Origin of the sequence: Paracoccus sp. J55 (genome assembly GCF_000513975.1) — a bacterium.
Classification (GTDB): Bacteria; Pseudomonadota; Alphaproteobacteria; order Rhodobacterales; family Rhodobacteraceae; genus Paracoccus.
Map to the genome: position 1 here is coordinate 13132 of NZ_AZVA01000040.1, position 17391 is coordinate 30522.

Sequence of the window (17391 nt, forward strand, 5' to 3'; positions counted from 1 at the left end):
TTGCCGCGCAGGGCGCGGCTGCCCGCACCACTCCGAAGCCTTGCGGGCAAGCTGCCGCCCGAAGGGGGCGGCAGTTGCAGGTGCCTCCCAACGGACTTGGCCGGGTCTCGTCGGAGGGAATGGTCCCTCCTGTGAGGCAACGGAGACCTACAATGCAGAACATCGTCATCCTCGCCGGCACCATCCGCCAGGCCCCCGAGACCCGCACCACCCGCACCGGCACCGACGTTACCCGCTTCAAGCTGGTCACCTCGCGCCCGCGCTATTCGGAAGGCCGGGTCGTGCGCGACGAGAAGGGCTATCGGGTCGAGGACGCGGAATGGCACCGCATCGTCGCCTTCAACGGCCTGGGCCGGACCATCCGGCAATATTGCGAATCCGGCACGAAGGTTCTGGTGCGCAGCCGCATCCACTACACGAAATGGCAGGATGCGGAAGGCCAGGACCGCTACGGCTGCGAAATCGTCGCCGAGACGGTGGATTTCCTGAGCCGGGCGCCGCAGGCCGAGACCGACGGCGAGGACGAGGGCCGGTTCATCGACGAAGACGACATTCCCTCCTGAACGGGAGGCCCAAGAGCCCGGCGGTTCCAGCCGCCGGGTTTTTCCATGTTTGCGGCGGATCGCGCCTTTGCCACGCCGGCAAGAGAAGGCTTCCCGACCGGATCGACCGGCCGGGAAGCCTCCGGCGGAGCCTGCTGCCTTCCCCCGACCCCATCCTTCTCCGCTGAAGAAGAAACAGGGGCTTTGGAAAAAAGGGGCTGGGGAGCGAGGCTGCTTCACAGCGCTACCGATGAGCTTTGCGTGATCGTCGGCGCGTGGTCGCGAAGGGCGTATTTAGCTTCGGAGCGGAAGGGAACGGGTGTCCACCGGCGAACGGGGTGGACACCCGTGGGCGTTTCGGCGGCTGCGGAAGAAAGTTGAAATGCCGATAACTGACTGAAAATAATGGAGAAAACGCCACAATCGGCTTGCGTTAGCGCCTTGTTTTTGCTAAACTATTCGTAAGGCACCAACATGGTCGCCAGCCACCGGTGCCATGCTCCCCGCAATGCGGGGCCGGGGTGGTGGAAGGGGCCGGATGGATCGGTCCCGGAAACCGGAGACAAGCCCGATGCATACCGCGACATTCGAGATCAACATCCCCGGCAACCCCCTGGCGAGCCGCATCCATCTCGAGGACATCGAGATGGGCATGGACGCCGATACCGGGGTCAAGGCCCGCGCCAGCCGCGACAGCATGACCCTGACGGTCATTGTCCGCGCAACCGACGCCCCTGACACCGCCAACTGGCTTCAGAAGGCAGGCTTGATCTGACCCCACCGACGGAAGCGCACAGCCCCAGGCGGAAACGCCCGAGGGGTCGGGGCAGCAGAAGCGCCCGGATCGGACCGGGGCACAGATCGGAGAGCGACCATGAACCACCCGACCACCGTGACCGAACTGATGGCCGAAGCCGCCAACGCCCTGATCCGCCGCGACCCGCACCGGCTCGAGGAACTGGAGCGGATCACCCGAGGATGGATGCAGACCTCCGACGAGGAACTGGCCCAGATCATCCTCCTGCAGGCGATGACCGAAGCCGCCGACCTCCTCCTCGATACCCCGAGCGAGATCGAAAGCGCCTGATGCCGCCGGCGCCGACAATCTGGCCCCGCCGTCGCGGGGCTTGCGGCAGCAGGAAACCACCCCACCGGGAGAAACGGACATGACCACAGCCGAACTGACCGCCCGCCGCCTCGCCAATGCCGCGACCCTCGCCACCGCCTTTGCCGAGGGCCGATTCCGCAAGGTAACGGTGCAGGAAGCATGGGGCCTCGGATGGGACGCCGAGGCCGACGAGCCGGAGATTTTCACCAAAGGCGGGTTGCACGCGATCCTGAGCGCCGATCGTACCGAGATCCAGATGATGGCCGACGATGAAGGCGAATGCTGGACCATCCAGATCGCGAGCGGAGAGTTTTGCCCCGCTTGACCCTCCACCGGGACCAGAGATCCCGCCGAGGCAAATTGACTTGCGGGCTCATGCGTCCGGCTTGTGCGGCAGGCAGGTGCCCGCTGGAAACGCAGCGGCGTCGCTCCGGGCTACTTGTCTGGCTTTGGCGGCTCCGCAGATGGCAGCCGTTTGCCTTCCGCAGGCCGCTTAAGCAGGTCGGATGCTTCCATTTCCAGGACCGAGGCCAGGCGATCCACGACATCGATGCTGGCGCCGTAAACGCGGCGCTCCAGTGAGCTGATATAGGTTCGATCGATATCCGCCCGATGCGCGAGCTCTTCCTGCGACAAGCCTCTGGCTTGCCGCGCCGCCCGCAGATTGTGCGCGAATATCTCCCGAATCTTCATCACCAACAGATCGGTGACTTGATGAGCATTCAACCACGGAGTATTCTCTACAAATCGGATGCCGAGGTGTTTGCTCCGATGTGCAGGCATTCGGAGTTGCGCCCGGTGACTGTGCCTGATTAACGATGCGGAGCAGGATCCGTCGCGTGGAACACGGTTTGTTGTGGAACGTGGCCCGGCATGGAATAGTGCTGCTGCGAGAAAACATCGCGATCACCGCCCGGACGGGAGAGGGATGTGACGGAAAAAGACTATCTGGAGGATGTGCCGACCGGCCCGGAACTGACCGATTACGACCGCCGGCACCAGAAGCTCTATATGCGGCTGCACGATTCCGCTGACGACGGAGCGGACTGGCGCGAAGCCGTCCAGATCCTCTTCGGTCTCGATCCAGAGCGCGAGCCGGAACGGGCGCGCAGGATCTACGACAGCCATCTCGCCCGTGCGCGCTGGATGAAAAAAGACGGCTACAAGCTGCTGTTGCGCGACGGCCGCTGATCGCAAGTAGAAATCCGCCGATTTGCCTCTGCCGCACCCTCCCTTGCCCGGAAAGGGGTTTTAGCGCAGACAAATGAGCCCGACCCTTGGTTGAACGCGCGAGAAATGGCTTCAACCTGGGGGTATGGACATGAAACCCGACCTGTCGAAGTGGCGATCCTCGCCGAGCTACGATTTCATCGACGAAGTTGCAGCGCCCGATCTCGCCTGGGAATGGCTGCGGCGCAACGAGGACTATCAGCAGGACTATCGCGCCGTCGCGCGGCAAGAGGCAATGGATGCGCCGGGCATCCTTCGGTTCCGGAATCGCTGGGGGCTTACGTTTCCCGGTCCGGCCGGGGCTTTCCTGCGTGGATACGCCGGTCTACTGGCTGCCGTCCCGCGAGACCGGCAGCCTCGTGCTGGATGCGCTACCCTCTGTTCTGCCTGCTGAGGGCAACCTGGTCGACCTTTTGAGAGCGGCTGATACCCGGGTGAATGCCGACGGAACCTGGTTCCGCTGCGACATCGGTGATGGCCGAAGCCTGCACCTGCTGCGGCTGGCGGGTGTCGAGGAATACGGGCCGCTGGCAATCGTCATCCCGCTCGATGCCGATGGGCTCGACCGGATCGAGGCCGCCACGCGCCTCCTCTGCTTTCTCATGCGGCGGAGCGTGCCGCCGGACCGGCGCTTGACCGAACGCCAGCGCCAACGGGCACGTCAAATGCTGCAGGCGATCGACGGGCGCATGAGCGGGGCGAGCTATCGCGACATCGCCTGCGCGATCTACGGCACTGACCGGGTCCACGCAGAGGCCTGGAAGACGTCAGCCCTGCGCGATGCCGTCATGGGCTTCGTCAGGGACGCCCGCGCGATGATCGGCGGCGGCTATCGCCGCTTGCTGCGGCGGCGCCGGCGGAAGTAGCTGTCGGGGCTGTCGGGATGGTGGCCTTCCAATCCTTCGCGCAACGTCGCAAGGTCTGCCCCGGGCCAGATGCCCGCCTCAATTCCGCTTCCCGAGAACGATCATGACCAATACGCCGGATTTGCTACGACTGATCGCGACAGTCTTCATCGCGGTGACCTGCGTGGTCATCGGGGATACGGCGGGCAAACTGCTGACCGGCGGGGGCGTCGATCCGTTCATCGTGGCATGGTCGCGGTTTCTGCTGGCCGCGCTGATGCTGCTTCCCTTCAGCGGATTGACCAGGCAGGAACTGCCGGCCTTGCTGACCTGGCGCGTCCTGCTGAGGGCGGGGTTCATCGTCTGCGGGATATGCTGCATCCTGACGGCCCTGAAGACGGAACCGATCGCCAATGTCTTCGGAGCCTTCTTCGTCGGCCCGGTCGTGTCCTATGTCCTGGCGATCCTGTTCCTGGGTGAACGGCCATCGACGCAGAGAAGCCTCTTGCTGGCGATCGGCTTCGCCGGCGTGATGCTTGTCGTCAAGCCGGGTTTCGGCAGTTCCGTCGGCATGGCTTTCGCCCTGGCGGCGGGGACGTTCTACGGCGCCTATCTGGTCATGACCCGTACCCTGGCGGGAACATTCCGGCCGCGCTTCCTGCTGATCTCGCAACTGTTGATCGGCGCTGTCGTCTTGACGCCCTTCGGCCTGCAAGCCGATTTTCCCGCGCCGGACATGCTCCTGCTTGCGCTTCTTCTGGTCAGCGCCGTCGGCTCGGCCCTGGGCAACTTCCTGCTGGTCACGGCCAGCAGGAAGGCCGAGGCCAGCCTGATCGCGCCCCTGGTCTACAGCCAGTTGATTTCGGCCACGGCACTGGGGATCGTCGTCTTCGGCGATTGGCCCGATCTCGTATCACTGGCGGGGCTGGTGTTGATCGCGATCTCGGGGCTGGGCTCGCTGCTGGTTCACCAGCGTGCGGGTAGGGGGCGCCTATCGACCCCGCCTTGCCCGCGCACGCCGTGATGTCGCTGGACGTCTGGAACCGCCCGCATGGAACCTCGGTAATCCTGCGTCGTCGGAAGGACGCGCGGTCCCGCCGTCTTCCGCAGGCGCCTTTGCGCGATCAATCCGAAACAGTTCGGGCTTGAATGAACCCTCCGGCGGCAACGCCCTCCTCGTTGGGGCGGCTGGGCTTGCCGCTGCCTGTCAGGATCCGAGCAGCCGCATGCCGGCATGGCTCGCGGCGCCGCGGTCGAAGGTCACGGTCTCGCTGCAGCCTTCCAGCCGCCCGCCATGCGCGATCAGCGCATCGGCGAAATCCGCCTTGGTGGCGCGATAGGTGGCCAGCGCCAGATAACCGGCCTCCGTGTGCTCCACGATCAACTCGCGCGACCGCAGCAGCACCTCCACGGCATCGGCGATGGCCTCGCGCGTCATCCGATAGGCACGCGTCAGCACCCAGACGGTTTCCACCAGCACCACCTGCGAGACGAAGCCGGGTTCCTCCGGTGTAAAGCCCTCGACGATCTCCGTGGCGATGGCCGCCTGTGCGGCGTCGTCCTGCGCCAGATAGCGCACCAGCACATTGGTATCGATGCCGATCATTCGCCGGTCGCTTCGCCCAGGATCGCCGCCTGCATGTCTTCCAGACTCACCGGTTTGTCGGGCCGGGGCACGATGCCCTTCAGCGCGCGGATCGAATGCGAGGCGGGCACGACCGCGTAATGGCCGTCGTCCATGCGCACGAAATCCACCCGGTCGCCGGGCGTCAGCCCCATGTCGATCCGGACCTTCTGCGGGATGGTGATCTGGCCTTTCGTCGTGATGGTGGCCGTGGGCATGGGGGCGGTCCTTTCCGTTGGTAAGGAGAAAAGTAAGGCGCGACTGTGTCTGCGTCAAGGATCCGGTCCGGGAGTCGGGCAGGGAGTGAGATTTCAGCACCTTCAACTTCACACTCCCTCCTGCCGTTTCTTCTCCGTCACCCTGTCCTCCATACGCCGCTGCTCGCCAGCGGCCCCGCGAACCGCACGGAGGCCCGACGATGAAGCCCGATCTTACCGACCTGCCGCCGCGCTTCCTGCGCACACCGGAAGCCGCGTATTTCCTCGGCCTCTCCGGCCGGACGTTGGAAAAACACCGCAGCTTCGGCACCGGCCCGGTCTTCCACAAGCTCGGCGGCCGCGTGGTCTATGCCGTCGACGACCTGCAGGCCTGGGCCGAGCGCGGCGCCGTCACCTCGACCTCCGATCCGCGCGGCACGGTGCTGCCCGCCAAGCGCCATGCCGTGGCGCCGCCGGCCCATGCCGGCCGCTACCGGCGCTGAGGGGGCAGCGATGAGAACGTCCCGCCGCACCCGTCTTTCCGGCGAGCGCCGCCGCCTCAGCCCCTTCGTGGTGACGGGCACGGGCGGCGAGGTCCGCCCGCGCGATCAGCGCGATCTGATGGAACGTCCGTTCTTCTCGCTCGCAAAGACCAAGCGCCTGACGCCCATTCACTATGAATCCGGCGGTGTCCAGGTCCATGTCCAGGGCTTTCCCGAGCACGGCATGGCGACCATCTGGGATGCCGACGTGCTGATCTGGGCCGCCAGCCAGATCGTCGATGCCGAGAACGCCGGGCTGCAAACCTCGCGCTTCCTGCGTTTCACCCCCTACCAGCTCCTGACCGCCATCGGCCGCCAGACCGGCGCCCGCGACTATCGCCTGCTGAAAGGCACGTTGGCGCGGCTGCAGTCGACGGTGATCCGGACCACGATCCGGCATGGCGAGCACTGGCGCCGACACCAATTCTCCTGGATCGGCGAGTGGGAAGAGATGACGACAGCCGGGGGCCGGGTCGAGGGCATGGAATTCGTGCTGCCCGAGTGGTTCTATCGCGGCGTGCTCGACCGCTCGCTGGTGCTGACCATCGACCCGGCCTATTTCCGGCTCAAGGGCGGCATCGAGCGCTGGCTCTACCGCGTGGCCCGCAAGCATGCCGGCCGTCAGCCGCAGGGCTGGTGCTTCGATATCCTGCATCTGCATGCGAAGTCGGGCAGTCTGGCCAAGCCCGCCGATTTTGCCTGCGACATTCGCCGCATCGCTGCCCGCCAGTCTCTGCCCGGATACCGGCTGCGGATCGAGCGCGTCGATCACGTCGAGATGCTGCGGATCCTTCCTGCGAGTTACCCACAGTCGCCTGTGGATAACTCGGTGAGCGGTATCGGGACTTCGGGCGTCGAAACTGTGGGCGGTATCGGGACTTCAGGCGTGCCGATATCGGGACTTCGGGCGTGCCAGGGGCAGTCAAGCCTTTGGTCCGACGAACGGAATCCGGCCCGTAACTTATCTAACTTAAAAGACTCTAACATGGTAGGGGCGCGCCGGGCGGTGGATAACCCCCGCTCGGGCGCCGATACGGCCCCTCATTCTCGGACCCGGCGCGGGTCGGAAGGGGACGGAGAATGACCCCGCTCGCGCATCCGCCGTCGTGCCCAGGAGCATGCATCCGCTTTTCACGACGATACCACGATCCGCTGCGAGCACCTACGATATCCTCCGCCCCGATGCGCTTGTCTGCCGATCGGATGTCGCGGTGGCCGTCATGACGGACAGGATCGTTCCATTCGGTGAAAATGGCCTTGAGACCGCAGAGAACCCCACCCTCACCCTTGTTGACCTGATCTGGCAAGAGAAGCGGGTCGAGCACTGGCTGCGCTTCGGACGACCCAGCTCCGAACACCGGATCGACAGCCAGCGCCGGACCCTCGGCTTCGCGCCCGGCAGCATCTTCGCGCTGGTGCGCTGGGCGGGCAACGAGTACGGCACCGTGGTCTCGCGTCTCGACATCCTGCGGGCCGTCGGGCCGCGCGAGCCGTTCCAGACGCTGCCCTGCGTCCGTCCGGGCGCCGAGATCCTGCTGCGGATCAGCGGCTGGCCGAAGGTCGAGCGGGTGCTGCAGGCGGTGGATGCCGTCGAGGCGCTGGGCATCGATCCCAGCACCGTCTCGCCCGAGCACTGGCGGCATGTCCACAACCGCATTGCGGCGGGAGAGCCGTTCCGCACCTACACCAGGGCCCAGCATGCCGCATGGCTGAAGCGCCGGAAGGTGGGCGTATGAGCGCCCGTCGCACCCACCTTTCCCTGCCGTTGCGCGTACTCGACCTGTTCAGCGGCGCCGCGGGCGGCTGGTCGCTCGGCCTGCATCGGGCGGGCTTTGTCACCATCGCCGCCTGCGAGATAATCGCATGGCGGCGCATCCTCCATTCGGAGAATTTCCCGCATGTCAGACTCTACGCCGATATCCGCGACCTCACGGCAGCTCGACTTGTTTCCGACCTCGGATGTTTGCCGGAGATCATCGTCGGCTCGCCGCCCTGCCAGGACATCAGCAGCGCCAACACGAAGGGCAAGGGCATCGAGGGCGAACGCTCGGGCCTCTACCTCGAAGCCGTCCGCCTGGTCGGAGAGTGCCGCCCTCGCTGGTTCGCTTTTGAGAACAGCAGCAATCTCCGAACTCGCGGTGCCGACCGGCTGCTCGATGCGCTGGAAGCGCTCGGCTACGCCTGCTGGCCGTGCGTGGTGGGTGCTGCGGATATCGGCGCCAACCACGTCCGCAAGCGGTCCTGGCTCATCGGCTGCGACCCGCAGCAGCTTGCCCACGCCCGTGTCGCAATCCCGGCAGGGCGGCTTGCGGATGGAGGGCGGATCGGCGGCACGGAAGGCGATGAAGGAGTCGGGTCTCTCCGACCTGTTCCGCAACCGTCCGCTGCCGACACCGATGGCCTCGGACGGGAAGAAGGACGGCGCCGGCGGCGGCGCGGGATCGACATATCCGCTGCGGATGATCCTCGCCACGCCGCGCAAGACGGATGCGGATCGGGGTGGCCGGGGCGATCTGCTGAGCCAGCTGCAGAGGCACAACAGCCGCCATGCGGGGATGCTACAGGCCCCCGAGATCCTGCCGACGCCGACCAAGCGGGACAGCCGCATGGACGGCTGGAGCCCGGCCTACGACCGCCGGAAATCCCCGACCATGGACGCGATGACCGACCGGGCGCCGGACAAATGGGCCGGGGCGCGGGCACTGGCGGCGATCTTGCGGAGCCATGGCCTGACTGGAACGGCCGCATTGCCCATCACCTATGGGTGGATGATGGGATTTCCGCCTGGCTGGCTCGCACGCGCCTTGCGCTCGGCGGTCGCAAAGGGACATCTGCGGCCAGCCTGATCGTCGAGGCCTTCGGCGACGCGGTGGTGCCGCAGACCCCCGAGGCCATCGGCCGCGCCATCCTGTGCAGCGAGATCGCGCTGAACGCGGTCCTCGGCGGCGCATCGGCGGGAGATGCGAGTGCCGGCGATGATGTGTCCGCAGGCCCGAGGGCAGGTGATGATGCTGCCGGCAGGTATGCTGCCGATCAGGCGGACGGTGCTGCCGCCGACGACGCACCCACCGACGATCCTGCGGATTGCGAAGGCGCGTCATGATCCGCAAAACCCGCGCAACCTATCTCGCCGCAACCGGCCTCGCCGTGCTGGTCATCGGCATCTCCGTCACCGAGATCCCGCCCCGATTGATCTGGAACGCGTCCGCCAGCATCCCCATCGGGCTCTATCGTCTTGAGCCCCCGACCAGCCTCGCCCTCGGCGATCTGGTCGCGGTTACGCCGCCCGAACCGCTGGCGCAGTTCATCACCGCCCGCGGCTATATCGCCTCCGGCGTGCCGCTGCTGAAGCGCGTCGCCGCGCTTTCCGGCACACGGGTCTGCCGCATCGGCACGACGATCACCGTCGACGGCCAGGTCCTCGGCCAAGCACGCGATCGCGACCTCCTCGGCCGGTCGCTGCCGGTCTGGCAGGGCTGCCGGCTGCTTGCCGGGGGCGAGGTCTTTCTCATGAACCGGGAGGCCGAGGACAGTCTCGACGGCCGCTATTTCAGCCCGCTCCCGGTCACCAGCATCACCGCCCGCATTGTCCCGCTCTGGACCGATGCGGCGGGCGACGGCCGCTTCCGCCGGCCCGCAACTGGGGCGGAAACGGCCCCTGATCCCACCATTCACCACCAAGCCACGGAGAGATAACATGCCACAGATCGGTGAATTCACCCGCACGCAAGCCGGCTACGAAGGCCGCATCCGCACCGTCACGCTCGACCTCGCACTGGTCTTCGTGCCGACGCACAATGCCGATGTCGAGAACGCCCCGGATTACCGGATCCATCTCGACGGCGAGGACGGCCCGGAGATCGGCGCCGGCTGGACCCATAGCGGCGAGAAGGCCGGAACCTACATCTCGGTCGCAATCGACGATCCCGCCCTCATGCAGCCGATCCGCGCCCGGCTGTTCCAGTCCGACGAGCAGGGCCGGACCTGGGGCCTGCACTGGTCGCGCCCCAGAAAGCGTGACGAGCGGGACTGAGCCATGCCGGTTTTCTGCCATCCATTTACCGACGGGCGGGCTTGCACCGCCCGCGGCATCGCCGTCCTTCTTCTTTCCGGCCTGGTCTTTGCCGCCGCTCCAGTTGCCGGCCCGCTGGCGCAGACCGTGCAGCCGCTCGCGCAACAGACCCACGATCCCTTCGCGTCCCACGTCGTGGAAGCCTCGCTGCGCTTCGGCATTCCGGCGCACTGGATCCGCGCCGTGCGGCATGTCGAAAGCCGCGGCAATCCGCAGGCCGTCTCGCCGAAAGGTGCCATCGGGCTGATGCAGATCATGCCGGAGACATGGGCGGCGCTACGCGCCAAACATGGTCTCGGCAACGATCCGTTCGAGCCGCGCGACAACATTTTTGCCGGCGCCACCTATCTGCGCGAGATGCACGACCGCTACGGCAATGTCGCCGGCATGCTGGCGGCCTACAATGCCGGGCCGGGACGCTACGACGAATACCTGGTCTCAGGCCGGACCCTGCCGGCCGAGACCCGCGCCTATGTCGCCGCGCTGGCGCCGCTGCTCGGCGGCGAGCCGCTGCCCGGCACCGGTTTCGCCGCCGCGCCGCCAACCGACTGGCGCGAGGCCCCGCTCTTCGCCGGCAGCATGATCGACGGCCCGGATGCGGAACGACCCCAGCCCGGCGGTCTGTTCGTGCGCCGGTCCGCTGCAGAACAACCGCAGTACGATGGCGCATTGGCTGCCGATCCGGAACCGCCTGCCGAACGGTCCGACACCGCTTCAGACGCCCGCGCGCCGCAATCCGATAGCCTGTTCATGCGCCGATCCGACGCGGAAGCAGCACAATGAAAAATCATTCCCGACGCCTCTCTGCCTATCTTGCGGGAGGGCACAACTCATGAAGATTGCCTATGCGGACCCGCCCTATATCGGCTGCGCGCATCTTTACCGCGACCAACCGGATTACGCCGGCGAAGTCGATCATGCGGCGCTGATCGCACGGCTCGAACGGGACTATGACGGCTGGATCCTGCATGCCGCCGCGACACCGCGTTCCATCGCCGTTCTCGCGCCGCTGGTCGAGCCGACCGGCGCCCGCTGGATGGCCTGGGTGAAGGGATTCGCCGCCTTCAAGCGCAATGTCCCGGTCGCCTGGGCCTGGGAGCCGGTGATCGTCAAAGCCGCCCGCAAACCCGTGGTCAGCAAGCGGCTGGTGCTGCGCGACTGGATCCAGGAGAGCATCACCCTGCGTCGCGGGTTGACCGGCGCCAAGCCGGAAGCCGTCTGTCACTGGTGCTTCGAGATGGTCGCCGCGCGGCCCGAGGACACGCTCGACGACCTGTTTCCCGGCACCGGCGCCGTCACCGCGGCATGGCACTCATGGCAGCGGAAGTTCACCCTGCCGGAGGATCCGCTACCGGATTTTCTTCAGCCGGACAGTGCCCGCCGGGGGCGCTCCCGTCCGGGAGGGGCCTCATGAGTCCCAATTGCGGAAATCGCACTGCGGCGTATCCCAGCGCAGGAACGGGCGGCGCGGCCCTTGGGGCCACGCCGCCCTTGAAAAACATGCAAGATAAAAGCCCGCGATGTGCGGGCCGGGCGGTCGGGGGTGTTTGCCGGGTTTTCGAGGCTTTTCCGCACATCGCGGCGCCGATCCGCACCTCGCAGCTCTCCGGATTATGCAGGTCCTTGAGCGAATCCCGCACCTCGCAGGAGATCCGGCCATGAGCAGCGAGGACGATTTCCGCATTCGTCCAGGGCGCATCCGCTCCAGCCGCAGCCAGCGCGCCCGGCCTTTCGTCGTCCAGGCGCTGGCCGCCGCCCAGAAGGCCGGCGGGCGCGTTTCGCGCAGCGGCAAGATCGTGTCGCCGGGTGCCTCGCGTTTTGGTCGGGGCCGAACCGCCGCCGTCTGCGCCAACAGGCTGATCACCCGCCGCACGCGGCTCTGCACCGTCAAGGTCCGGGTGGTGCGCAAAGTTGGGCAGGTCGCGGCGCTGCCGCGGCATCTGGGCTATCTCAGCCGCGACGGCGTCACCCGCGGCGGGGAAAAGGCGCGGATGTTCGATCCACACACCGACGATGCCGACATCAAGGACTTCGCCGAGCGCAGCGAGGACGACCGCCATCATTTCCGCTTTATCGTCTCGCCCGAGGATGCCGCCGACATGGCGGACCTGAAGCGGTTCACCCGGGAGTTGATGGCGCAGGCGGAAAATGATCTCGGCACGGAGCTGGACTGGATCGCCGTCGATCACTGGAACACCGACAATCCCCATGTCCATGTCATCCTGCGGGGCCGGGCCGACGACGGCAAGGACCTGGTCATCTCCCGCGACTACATCCGCGAAGGATTGCGCGACCGGGCGCAGGACCTGATCACCCGGGAACTGGGGCCGCGCCATCACCACGAGATCCGCCGCAGCCTGATGCGGCAGGTCGAGGCGGAACGCTGGACTGCGCTCGACCGCCAGCTTCTCCGCGACGCCGGCAAGACCGGCATCATCGACATGGCCCCGGCCATCGACGCTCAGCGCGACGATTACCTGCCGCAGAAGGTCGGCCGGCTGCGGCATCTGGAACGTCTCGGCCTGGCCGATCAGGTCGGGCAGGCGCAATGGATGATCCGGCGCGAGGCCGAGACCGTCCTGCGGGACCTCGGCGAGCGCGGCGACGTCATCAAACGCATCCATCGGGCGCTGTCGGGGCAGGGGATAGAGCGCGGCCTCTCGGACTATGTCTTCGCCAGCGAGGAGACCGATGGCCCTATCCTCGGCCGGCTGGTCGAGCGCGGCCATGACGACGAGTTGAAGGGCAGCGCCTATGCGGTGATCGACGGCGTCGATGGCCGCACCCATCATGTCCGGCTGCCGCATTTCGACGCCGCCGGCGACAGTGCGCCTGGATCCATCGTCGAGTTGCGCTCCTACGAGGATGCGCGGGGCGAGCGCCGCAACGCGCTGGCTGTCCGCTCCGATCTCGATATCCGCGCCCAGGTCACCGCCAGCGGCGCGACCTGGCTCGACCGCCAGGCGGTGGCCCGCGATCCTGCGACGCTGTCGGAGGCCGGTTTCGGCATCGAGGTGCGCCAGGCGATGCAGCGGCGTGCGGAATACCTGATCGAGGAGGGCCTGGCCAAACGGCAGGGCAGCCGCGTCGTCTTCGCACGCCGGCTGCTCGACCGGTTGCACGAGCGAGAGATCGGTGCGCTGGCCGAAAAGCTTGCCGCCGAGACTGGCCTGCTCTTCGACCGCGCAGCCGGTGGTGATACCATTGCGGGCACCTATCGCCGGCGCTTCGCCCTGGCTTCGGGCCGCTTCGCCATGATCGATGACGGGCTGGGTTTCAAGCTGGTGCCCTGGACGCCCTCGCTCGAACGGCAGCTCGACCGGCATGTTTCCGGCGTCGCCCGTGCGGATGGTGGTGTGGACTGGAGCTTCGGCCGCAAGCGCGGCCTCGGGCTGTGACGGTCATCGGGAAGGTCCAGCCCTTCAGGGCAGGGATGCGGCCGCGCCTGCCTTGACGGTCTGTACAGCAATCTTATATGACTACAGATAGTCATCGCGAGAATCGGCCATGAAGGAACTCCAGCTCAGGGATGCGAAGGCGACGCTCTCGGCCGTGGTCGATCAGGCCGTGGCCGGGGAACCCACGGTCATCACCCGGCATGGCCGCAAGGAAGCGGTACTGCTCTCCTTCGAGGAATGGCAGCGCATTTCCCGGGTGCCGGATTTCGCCGATCTGCTGCTGGCCTTCCCCGGAGAGCCCGAGGACATTCCCGAACGCGCCCGCAAGCCGGCGCGCGCGCTGCGGGATACGGGCCTCTGAAACTTGTACCTGCTCGATACCAATATTCTCTCGGCCTCTGCGCCGACGAGGCGAGACGCCGATGCCCAGGCTCTCGCGGCCTGGATGCGCGCCCATAGCGACCGGCTCCATCTCTCGGCCATCACCATCGCCGAGATCGAGGCCGGTATCGCCCGCGCGGTCAGGATCGGCGCCAGCAGCAAGGCCCCGGCGCTGCGCCGATGGCTTGCCGCCGTCGAGCATTTCTATGGCAACCGGATCCTGCCCTTCGGCATCGAGGAGGCCCGTCAGGCCGGGGTGATCCTCGACCGGGCGCGCGCCCATGATCCGGGCTTCGAGGACATCGCCATCGCCGCGACGGCCGCCGCGCACGGTCTGACCGTGTTGACCGCCAACGAGCGGCATTTCGCACCGCTCGGCGTGCCCTATGCCAATCCGCTGAAGGAACTGCCCGCCTAGCAGCTTGGCTTGGCTGCCGCTGCGTTGGCCGGTTGTCGACCGTATGCGCCTGTATTTCTGAATGCCACTCTATCGGATCAACGCCGCCACCTCGCGGAAACGGGGGTGCTTCGCCGTGCGCAGCCATTCGAACAGCACCATTTCGGTGGTGACGATCTCGGCCCCGTGCCGCTCCATCCGGCGGATTGCCGTCTCCTTGCTCTCCGGCTGCCGCGATCCGATCGCATCGGCCACCACATGGACCTGACGCCCAGTTTCCAGCAGTCCCAGCACCGTCTGCAGCACGCAGACATGCGCTTCCCAGCCTGCGACGATCACCTGCGCATTCGCAGGAATGCGATCCGCGAAACCTTCCTCGCCACAGGCCCCGAAGGATTGCTTCGCCACCACGGGGGCATCGCGGGTGGGCAATTGTTCGACGGTCGGCCCCAGGCCTTTCGGGTTCTGCTCGGTCAGCAGGCTTGGAACGCCCAGCATCCAGGCCGCCTCCAGAAGCCGGCCGGCATTGCGCAGGGCAGCTTCGGCCTCGTGCATAGCGGGCATCAGGCGGGCCTGGAAGTCGATCAGCAAAAGCAGCGAGCGTTCGGGATCGATCAGGGGCATGGGTCATCCTTTCGGGAGAAGGTCGATGCGTTTTGCTGCCGCGCTCAACCGCCGGTCGCAGGTCCAGAGAGTCGTGCCGGGGGCGAGCAGGGTGGCGGCGATCAGATGCGCATCGACATAGCCGATGCCGAGGCTGAAAAGCCGCCGCGCCTCGATCAGCGCCATCACCTCGGCATGGCTGGCCATCGGCGCTTGCGGCAGTCCCTGCATCGCGGCGATGACGGTTTCCCGGTCCTTGAGACTGCCGAGCGCCAGTTCGCCGATGACGAAGGGATGCGCCAGCACCATCCCGGCATTCAGCAGATCGGCCAGTTCCGCATCGCCCGCGCGCAGGTGGTCGATCCAGATCGAGGTATCGACGAGGATCACGGCGACGGCTGCCGGCGTGAGGCAACCGCTGCGCGTTTGTCGCTGCCGCCGAGCAGGGCGAGCCGTCGGGCGCTCTCGCGCTCGATCAGAGCCTTCAGCCCCTCGCGCACCAGGACGGCCTTCTCGCCGATGCCGGTGAGGTCACGGGCTTGCCGGAGCAACTCGTCGTCGAGATTGAGGGTCGTGCGCATGATGATGCCTCCGAAAGCGATACATCGAATATAGCATCATCAGGTGCCGATTGCGATGCAGCGCAGGAAGCCTGCGCGCCGCTGCCTGCCGGTATTTTTACGCTGCTCTGCGACGGGCTGCGAACGGCTCACGGATAGCTGTTGCAACCTGTGTTGGCTGGGTTTTCCTCGATCTATCGGATACCTGCATGGAGGCTGGAACCACCTTGTCCGGCACGAAGATCCTCTGGGGCCAGATCAGCGTGGTCTTCCTGATCGTGCTGGTCTCGGTCTGGTCCGGCACGCAATGGACGGCCTGGCGGCTCGGCTTCCAGCCCCAACTCGGCCCGCCCTGGTTCGATCTCTGGGGCATCCCGGTCTATTACCCGCCGGCGCTGCTCTGGTGGTGGTATTTCTACGACGCCTATGCCCCGCGCATCTTTGTCGAGGGCGGCGTTATCGCTGCCTCGGGCGGCTTCCTCGCCATCGGCACCGCCATCACCCTGTCGGTGATGCGCGCCCGCGAGGCCGCCGATGTCGACACCTACGGCTCGGCCCGATGGGCGGGGCGGCCCGAGATCGAGCGGGCGGGACTGCTCGGTCCAGATGGGGTCGTGCTCGGCCGCTACGATCAGGACTATCTGCGTCACGACGGGCCGGAGCATGTGCTCTGCTTCGCGCCGACCCGATCCGGCAAGGGCGTCGGGCTGGTGGTGCCGACGCTGCTGACCTGGCCCGGCTCGGCCATCGTCCACGACATCAAGGGCGAGAACTGGCAGCTCACCGCCGGGTTCAGGGCGCGGTACGGTCGGGTGCTGCTCTTCGACCCGACCAATGCGGCTTCCTCGGCCTACAACCCGCTGCTGGAGGTGCGGCGCGGCGAATGGGAGGTGCGCGACGTCCAGAACATCGCCGATATCCTGGTCGATCCGGAAGGCTCGCTGGAAAAGCGCAACCATTGGGAAAAGACCAGCCATGCCCTGCTGGTCGGCGTCATCCTGCATGTGCTCTATGCCGAGCAGGACAAGACCCTGGCCCGTGTCGCAGCCTTTCTCTCCGATCCCCGGCGTTCGATCGAGGCGACGCTGGCGGCGATGATGAAGACCCCGCATCTGGGCGAGGCCGGGCCGCATCCGGTCATCGCCAGCGCCGCGCGGGAACTGCTCAACAAGTCCGAGAACGAACGCTCCGGCGTGCTCTCGACCGCCATGTCCTTTCTCGGCCTCTATCGCGATCCGGTGGTGGCGCAGGTCACCAGCCGTTGCGACTGGCGCATCGCCGATCTGATCGCGGCCGGAAAACCTTCGACGCTCTATCTGGTGGTGCCGCCCTCGGACATCTCGCGCACCAAGCCGCTGATCCGGCTGGTGCTGAACCAGATCGGCCGGCGGCTGACCGAGGATCTGCACACGAAGGACCGCAGGCATCGGGTGCTGATGCTGCTCGACGAGTTCCCGGCATTGGGGCGGCTGGATTTCTTCGAATCCGCCCTGGCCTTCATGGCCGGCTACGGCATCAAGTCCTTCCTGATCGCCCAGTCGCTCAATCAGATCGAGAAGGCCTATGGCCCGAACAATTCGATCCTCGACAATTGCCATGTCTGTCAACGGCGGAGCAAAAGTCGGCCGGGGCGGCGGCGTAAAGTCCGGCCAGTTGGGGGGTGCGCCATGGCGCGCGCGCTGGCCACATAGCTGGCGCGAGCCATGGCGCACTGGCCCCTTAGGGCCAATCGTGGGTAGATATTTTATGGTGATCAGCGCTGTTTACGGGCTGTGCTGTTGGCGAGGCGATAGCTTTCGCCGTTCATCTCGATGATGTTGACGTGGTGGGTCAGTCGGTCGAGCAGCGCGCCGGTGAGACGCTCGGAACCGAAGGTTTCCGTCCATTCATCG

26 protein-coding genes and 1 pseudogene are annotated in these 17391 nt (G+C 66.4%); 20 read left to right on the forward strand and 7 right to left on the reverse strand.

What is annotated here, in order from left to right:
* Positions 1-152: 152 nt before the first annotated feature.
* The 4 genes from PARJ55_RS0118810 (at position 153) to PARJ55_RS0118825 (ending at position 1975) form a co-directional block, all read left to right on the forward strand.
* Positions 153-563 (forward strand): single-stranded DNA-binding protein, encoded by a 411-nt coding sequence (locus tag PARJ55_RS0118810; protein ID WP_028714420.1) that lies wholly within the window; start codon positions 153-155, stop codon positions 561-563.
* 550 nt (positions 564-1113) lie between these two features.
* A complete protein-coding gene (locus PARJ55_RS0118815) occupies positions 1114-1317 on the forward strand; it encodes a hypothetical protein (protein WP_017998427.1) in 204 nt (67 codons plus the stop codon).
* 99 nt (positions 1318-1416) lie between these two features.
* Positions 1417-1629 (forward strand): hypothetical protein, encoded by a 213-nt coding sequence (locus PARJ55_RS0118820; protein ID WP_017998426.1) that lies wholly within the window; start codon positions 1417-1419, stop codon positions 1627-1629.
* Positions 1630-1708: 79 nt separating this feature from the next.
* A complete protein-coding gene (locus tag PARJ55_RS0118825; protein WP_028714421.1) occupies positions 1709-1975 on the forward strand; it encodes a hypothetical protein in 267 nt (88 codons plus the stop codon).
* Positions 1976-2085: 110 nt separating this feature from the next.
* On the opposite strand, the gene PARJ55_RS0118830 is transcribed toward PARJ55_RS0118825, so the two are convergent.
* Positions 2086-2343 (reverse strand): helix-turn-helix domain-containing protein, encoded by a 258-nt coding sequence (locus PARJ55_RS0118830; protein WP_017998424.1) that lies wholly within the window; start codon positions 2341-2343, stop codon positions 2086-2088.
* 318 nt (positions 2344-2661) lie between these two features.
* Here PARJ55_RS0118830 and PARJ55_RS0118835 point away from each other — a divergent pair, with 318 nt between their 5' ends.
* The 4 genes from PARJ55_RS0118835 to PARJ55_RS0118845 all read left to right on the forward strand — a co-directional run bounded on the left by PARJ55_RS0118835 (position 2662) and on the right by PARJ55_RS0118845 (position 4749).
* On the forward strand, positions 2662-2841 hold the full coding sequence (locus PARJ55_RS0118835; RefSeq protein WP_240540383.1) for a DUF2285 domain-containing protein: 180 nt from the start codon (positions 2662-2664) through the stop codon (positions 2839-2841).
* A gap of 130 nt (positions 2842-2971) precedes the next feature.
* Positions 2972-3274, forward strand: coding sequence for a transcriptional regulator domain-containing protein (locus PARJ55_RS24750; protein ID WP_074991028.1), 303 nt, complete (start codon positions 2972-2974; stop codon positions 3272-3274).
* Positions 3240-3746, forward strand: a complete 507-nt coding sequence (locus PARJ55_RS0118840; protein ID WP_240532219.1) for a DUF2285 domain-containing protein — start codon at positions 3240-3242, stop codon at positions 3744-3746. The genes PARJ55_RS24750 and PARJ55_RS0118840 overlap by 35 nt, the downstream gene beginning before the upstream one ends.
* 103 nt (positions 3747-3849) lie before the next feature.
* The gene (locus tag PARJ55_RS0118845; protein ID WP_028714423.1) at positions 3850-4749 is read left to right on the forward strand and encodes a DMT family transporter; all 900 of its coding nucleotides are present in this window, start codon (positions 3850-3852) and stop codon (positions 4747-4749) included.
* 183 nt (positions 4750-4932) lie between these two features.
* Here PARJ55_RS0118845 and PARJ55_RS0118850 read toward each other — a convergent pair whose 3' ends face one another.
* Positions 4933-5331, reverse strand: coding sequence for a PIN domain-containing protein (locus tag PARJ55_RS0118850; protein WP_028714424.1), 399 nt, complete (start codon positions 5329-5331; stop codon positions 4933-4935).
* The gene (locus PARJ55_RS0118855) at positions 5328-5567 is read right to left on the reverse strand and encodes an AbrB/MazE/SpoVT family DNA-binding domain-containing protein (RefSeq protein ID WP_028714425.1); all 240 of its coding nucleotides are present in this window, start codon (positions 5565-5567) and stop codon (positions 5328-5330) included. Before PARJ55_RS0118855 ends, PARJ55_RS0118850 begins: the two co-directional genes overlap by 4 nt.
* A 200-nt stretch (positions 5568-5767) precedes the next feature.
* Here PARJ55_RS0118855 and PARJ55_RS0118860 point away from each other — a divergent pair, with 200 nt between their 5' ends.
* From PARJ55_RS0118860 to PARJ55_RS0118910, 11 genes are all read left to right on the forward strand, one after another.
* Positions 5768-6049, forward strand: a complete 282-nt coding sequence (locus tag PARJ55_RS0118860) for an AlpA family transcriptional regulator (protein ID WP_011749445.1) — start codon at positions 5768-5770, stop codon at positions 6047-6049.
* A gap of 10 nt (positions 6050-6059) precedes the next feature.
* Positions 6060-7172, forward strand: coding sequence for a replication initiator protein A (locus PARJ55_RS0118865; RefSeq protein WP_036714532.1), 1113 nt, complete (start codon positions 6060-6062; stop codon positions 7170-7172).
* Between the two features lie 136 nt (positions 7173-7308).
* Positions 7309-7824, forward strand: a complete 516-nt coding sequence (locus PARJ55_RS0118870) for a DUF2840 domain-containing protein (protein WP_017998417.1) — start codon at positions 7309-7311, stop codon at positions 7822-7824.
* Positions 7821-9191 carry a DNA cytosine methyltransferase gene (locus PARJ55_RS23565; protein WP_036714518.1) on the forward strand — a complete coding sequence of 457 codons (1371 nt, stop codon included), beginning with the start codon at positions 7821-7823 and terminating at the stop codon, positions 9189-9191. The genes PARJ55_RS0118870 and PARJ55_RS23565 overlap by 4 nt, the downstream gene beginning before the upstream one ends.
* Positions 9188-9784, forward strand: a complete 597-nt coding sequence (locus PARJ55_RS22585) for a S26 family signal peptidase (protein ID WP_036714521.1) — start codon at positions 9188-9190, stop codon at positions 9782-9784. Before PARJ55_RS23565 ends, PARJ55_RS22585 begins: the two co-directional genes overlap by 4 nt.
* A 1-nt stretch (position 9785) precedes the next feature.
* The gene (locus PARJ55_RS0118885) at positions 9786-10121 is read left to right on the forward strand and encodes a DUF736 domain-containing protein (RefSeq protein WP_028714427.1); all 336 of its coding nucleotides are present in this window, start codon (positions 9786-9788) and stop codon (positions 10119-10121) included.
* Positions 10122-10124: 3 nt separating this feature from the next.
* A complete protein-coding gene (locus PARJ55_RS0118890; RefSeq protein ID WP_028714428.1) occupies positions 10125-10943 on the forward strand; it encodes a lytic transglycosylase domain-containing protein in 819 nt (272 codons plus the stop codon).
* Positions 10944-10992: 49 nt separating this feature from the next.
* Positions 10993-11574 (forward strand): hypothetical protein, encoded by a 582-nt coding sequence (locus PARJ55_RS0118895; protein ID WP_028714429.1) that lies wholly within the window; start codon positions 10993-10995, stop codon positions 11572-11574.
* Between the two features lie 244 nt (positions 11575-11818).
* Entirely contained in the window at positions 11819-13558 is a 1740-nt protein-coding gene (locus tag PARJ55_RS0118900; protein ID WP_028714430.1) for a VirD2 family relaxase/mobilization nuclease, read from the forward strand.
* 109 nt (positions 13559-13667) lie between these two features.
* Complete coding sequence (locus PARJ55_RS0118905; RefSeq protein WP_028714431.1) at positions 13668-13919, forward strand: type II toxin-antitoxin system Phd/YefM family antitoxin; 252 nt, start codon at positions 13668-13670, stop codon at positions 13917-13919.
* Positions 13920-13922: 3 nt separating this feature from the next.
* The gene (locus tag PARJ55_RS0118910; RefSeq protein WP_028714432.1) at positions 13923-14357 is read left to right on the forward strand and encodes a PIN domain-containing protein; all 435 of its coding nucleotides are present in this window, start codon (positions 13923-13925) and stop codon (positions 14355-14357) included.
* Positions 14358-14426: 69 nt separating this feature from the next.
* Here the strand turns inward: PARJ55_RS0118910 and PARJ55_RS0118915 are convergent, their stop codons facing one another.
* Genes PARJ55_RS0118915 through PARJ55_RS0118925 form a run of 3 tightly spaced genes read right to left on the reverse strand, consistent with a single transcriptional unit; the run spans position 14427 to position 15520 of the window.
* On the reverse strand, positions 14427-14960 hold the full coding sequence (locus PARJ55_RS0118915) for a hydrolase (RefSeq protein WP_028714433.1): 534 nt from the start codon (positions 14958-14960) through the stop codon (positions 14427-14429).
* Positions 14961-14963: 3 nt separating this feature from the next.
* Entirely contained in the window at positions 14964-15329 is a 366-nt protein-coding gene (locus PARJ55_RS0118920; protein ID WP_028714434.1) for a type II toxin-antitoxin system VapC family toxin, read from the reverse strand.
* On the reverse strand, positions 15326-15520 hold the full coding sequence (locus PARJ55_RS0118925) for a type II toxin-antitoxin system VapB family antitoxin (RefSeq protein ID WP_028714435.1): 195 nt from the start codon (positions 15518-15520) through the stop codon (positions 15326-15328). Before PARJ55_RS0118925 ends, PARJ55_RS0118920 begins: the two co-directional genes overlap by 4 nt.
* A 206-nt stretch (positions 15521-15726) precedes the next feature.
* Here PARJ55_RS0118925 and traG point away from each other — a divergent pair.
* Positions 15727-17100, forward strand: a pseudogene (gene traG / locus PARJ55_RS22590) (IncP-type conjugal transfer protein TraG); the annotation flags it as partial.
* Positions 17101-17252: 152 nt separating this feature from the next.
* On the opposite strand, the gene PARJ55_RS22595 reads toward traG, so the two are convergent.
* Positions 17253-17391, reverse strand: a 139-nt coding sequence (locus tag PARJ55_RS22595; protein WP_036714524.1) for an ATP-binding protein, incomplete at its 5' end; no start/stop codon positions are given.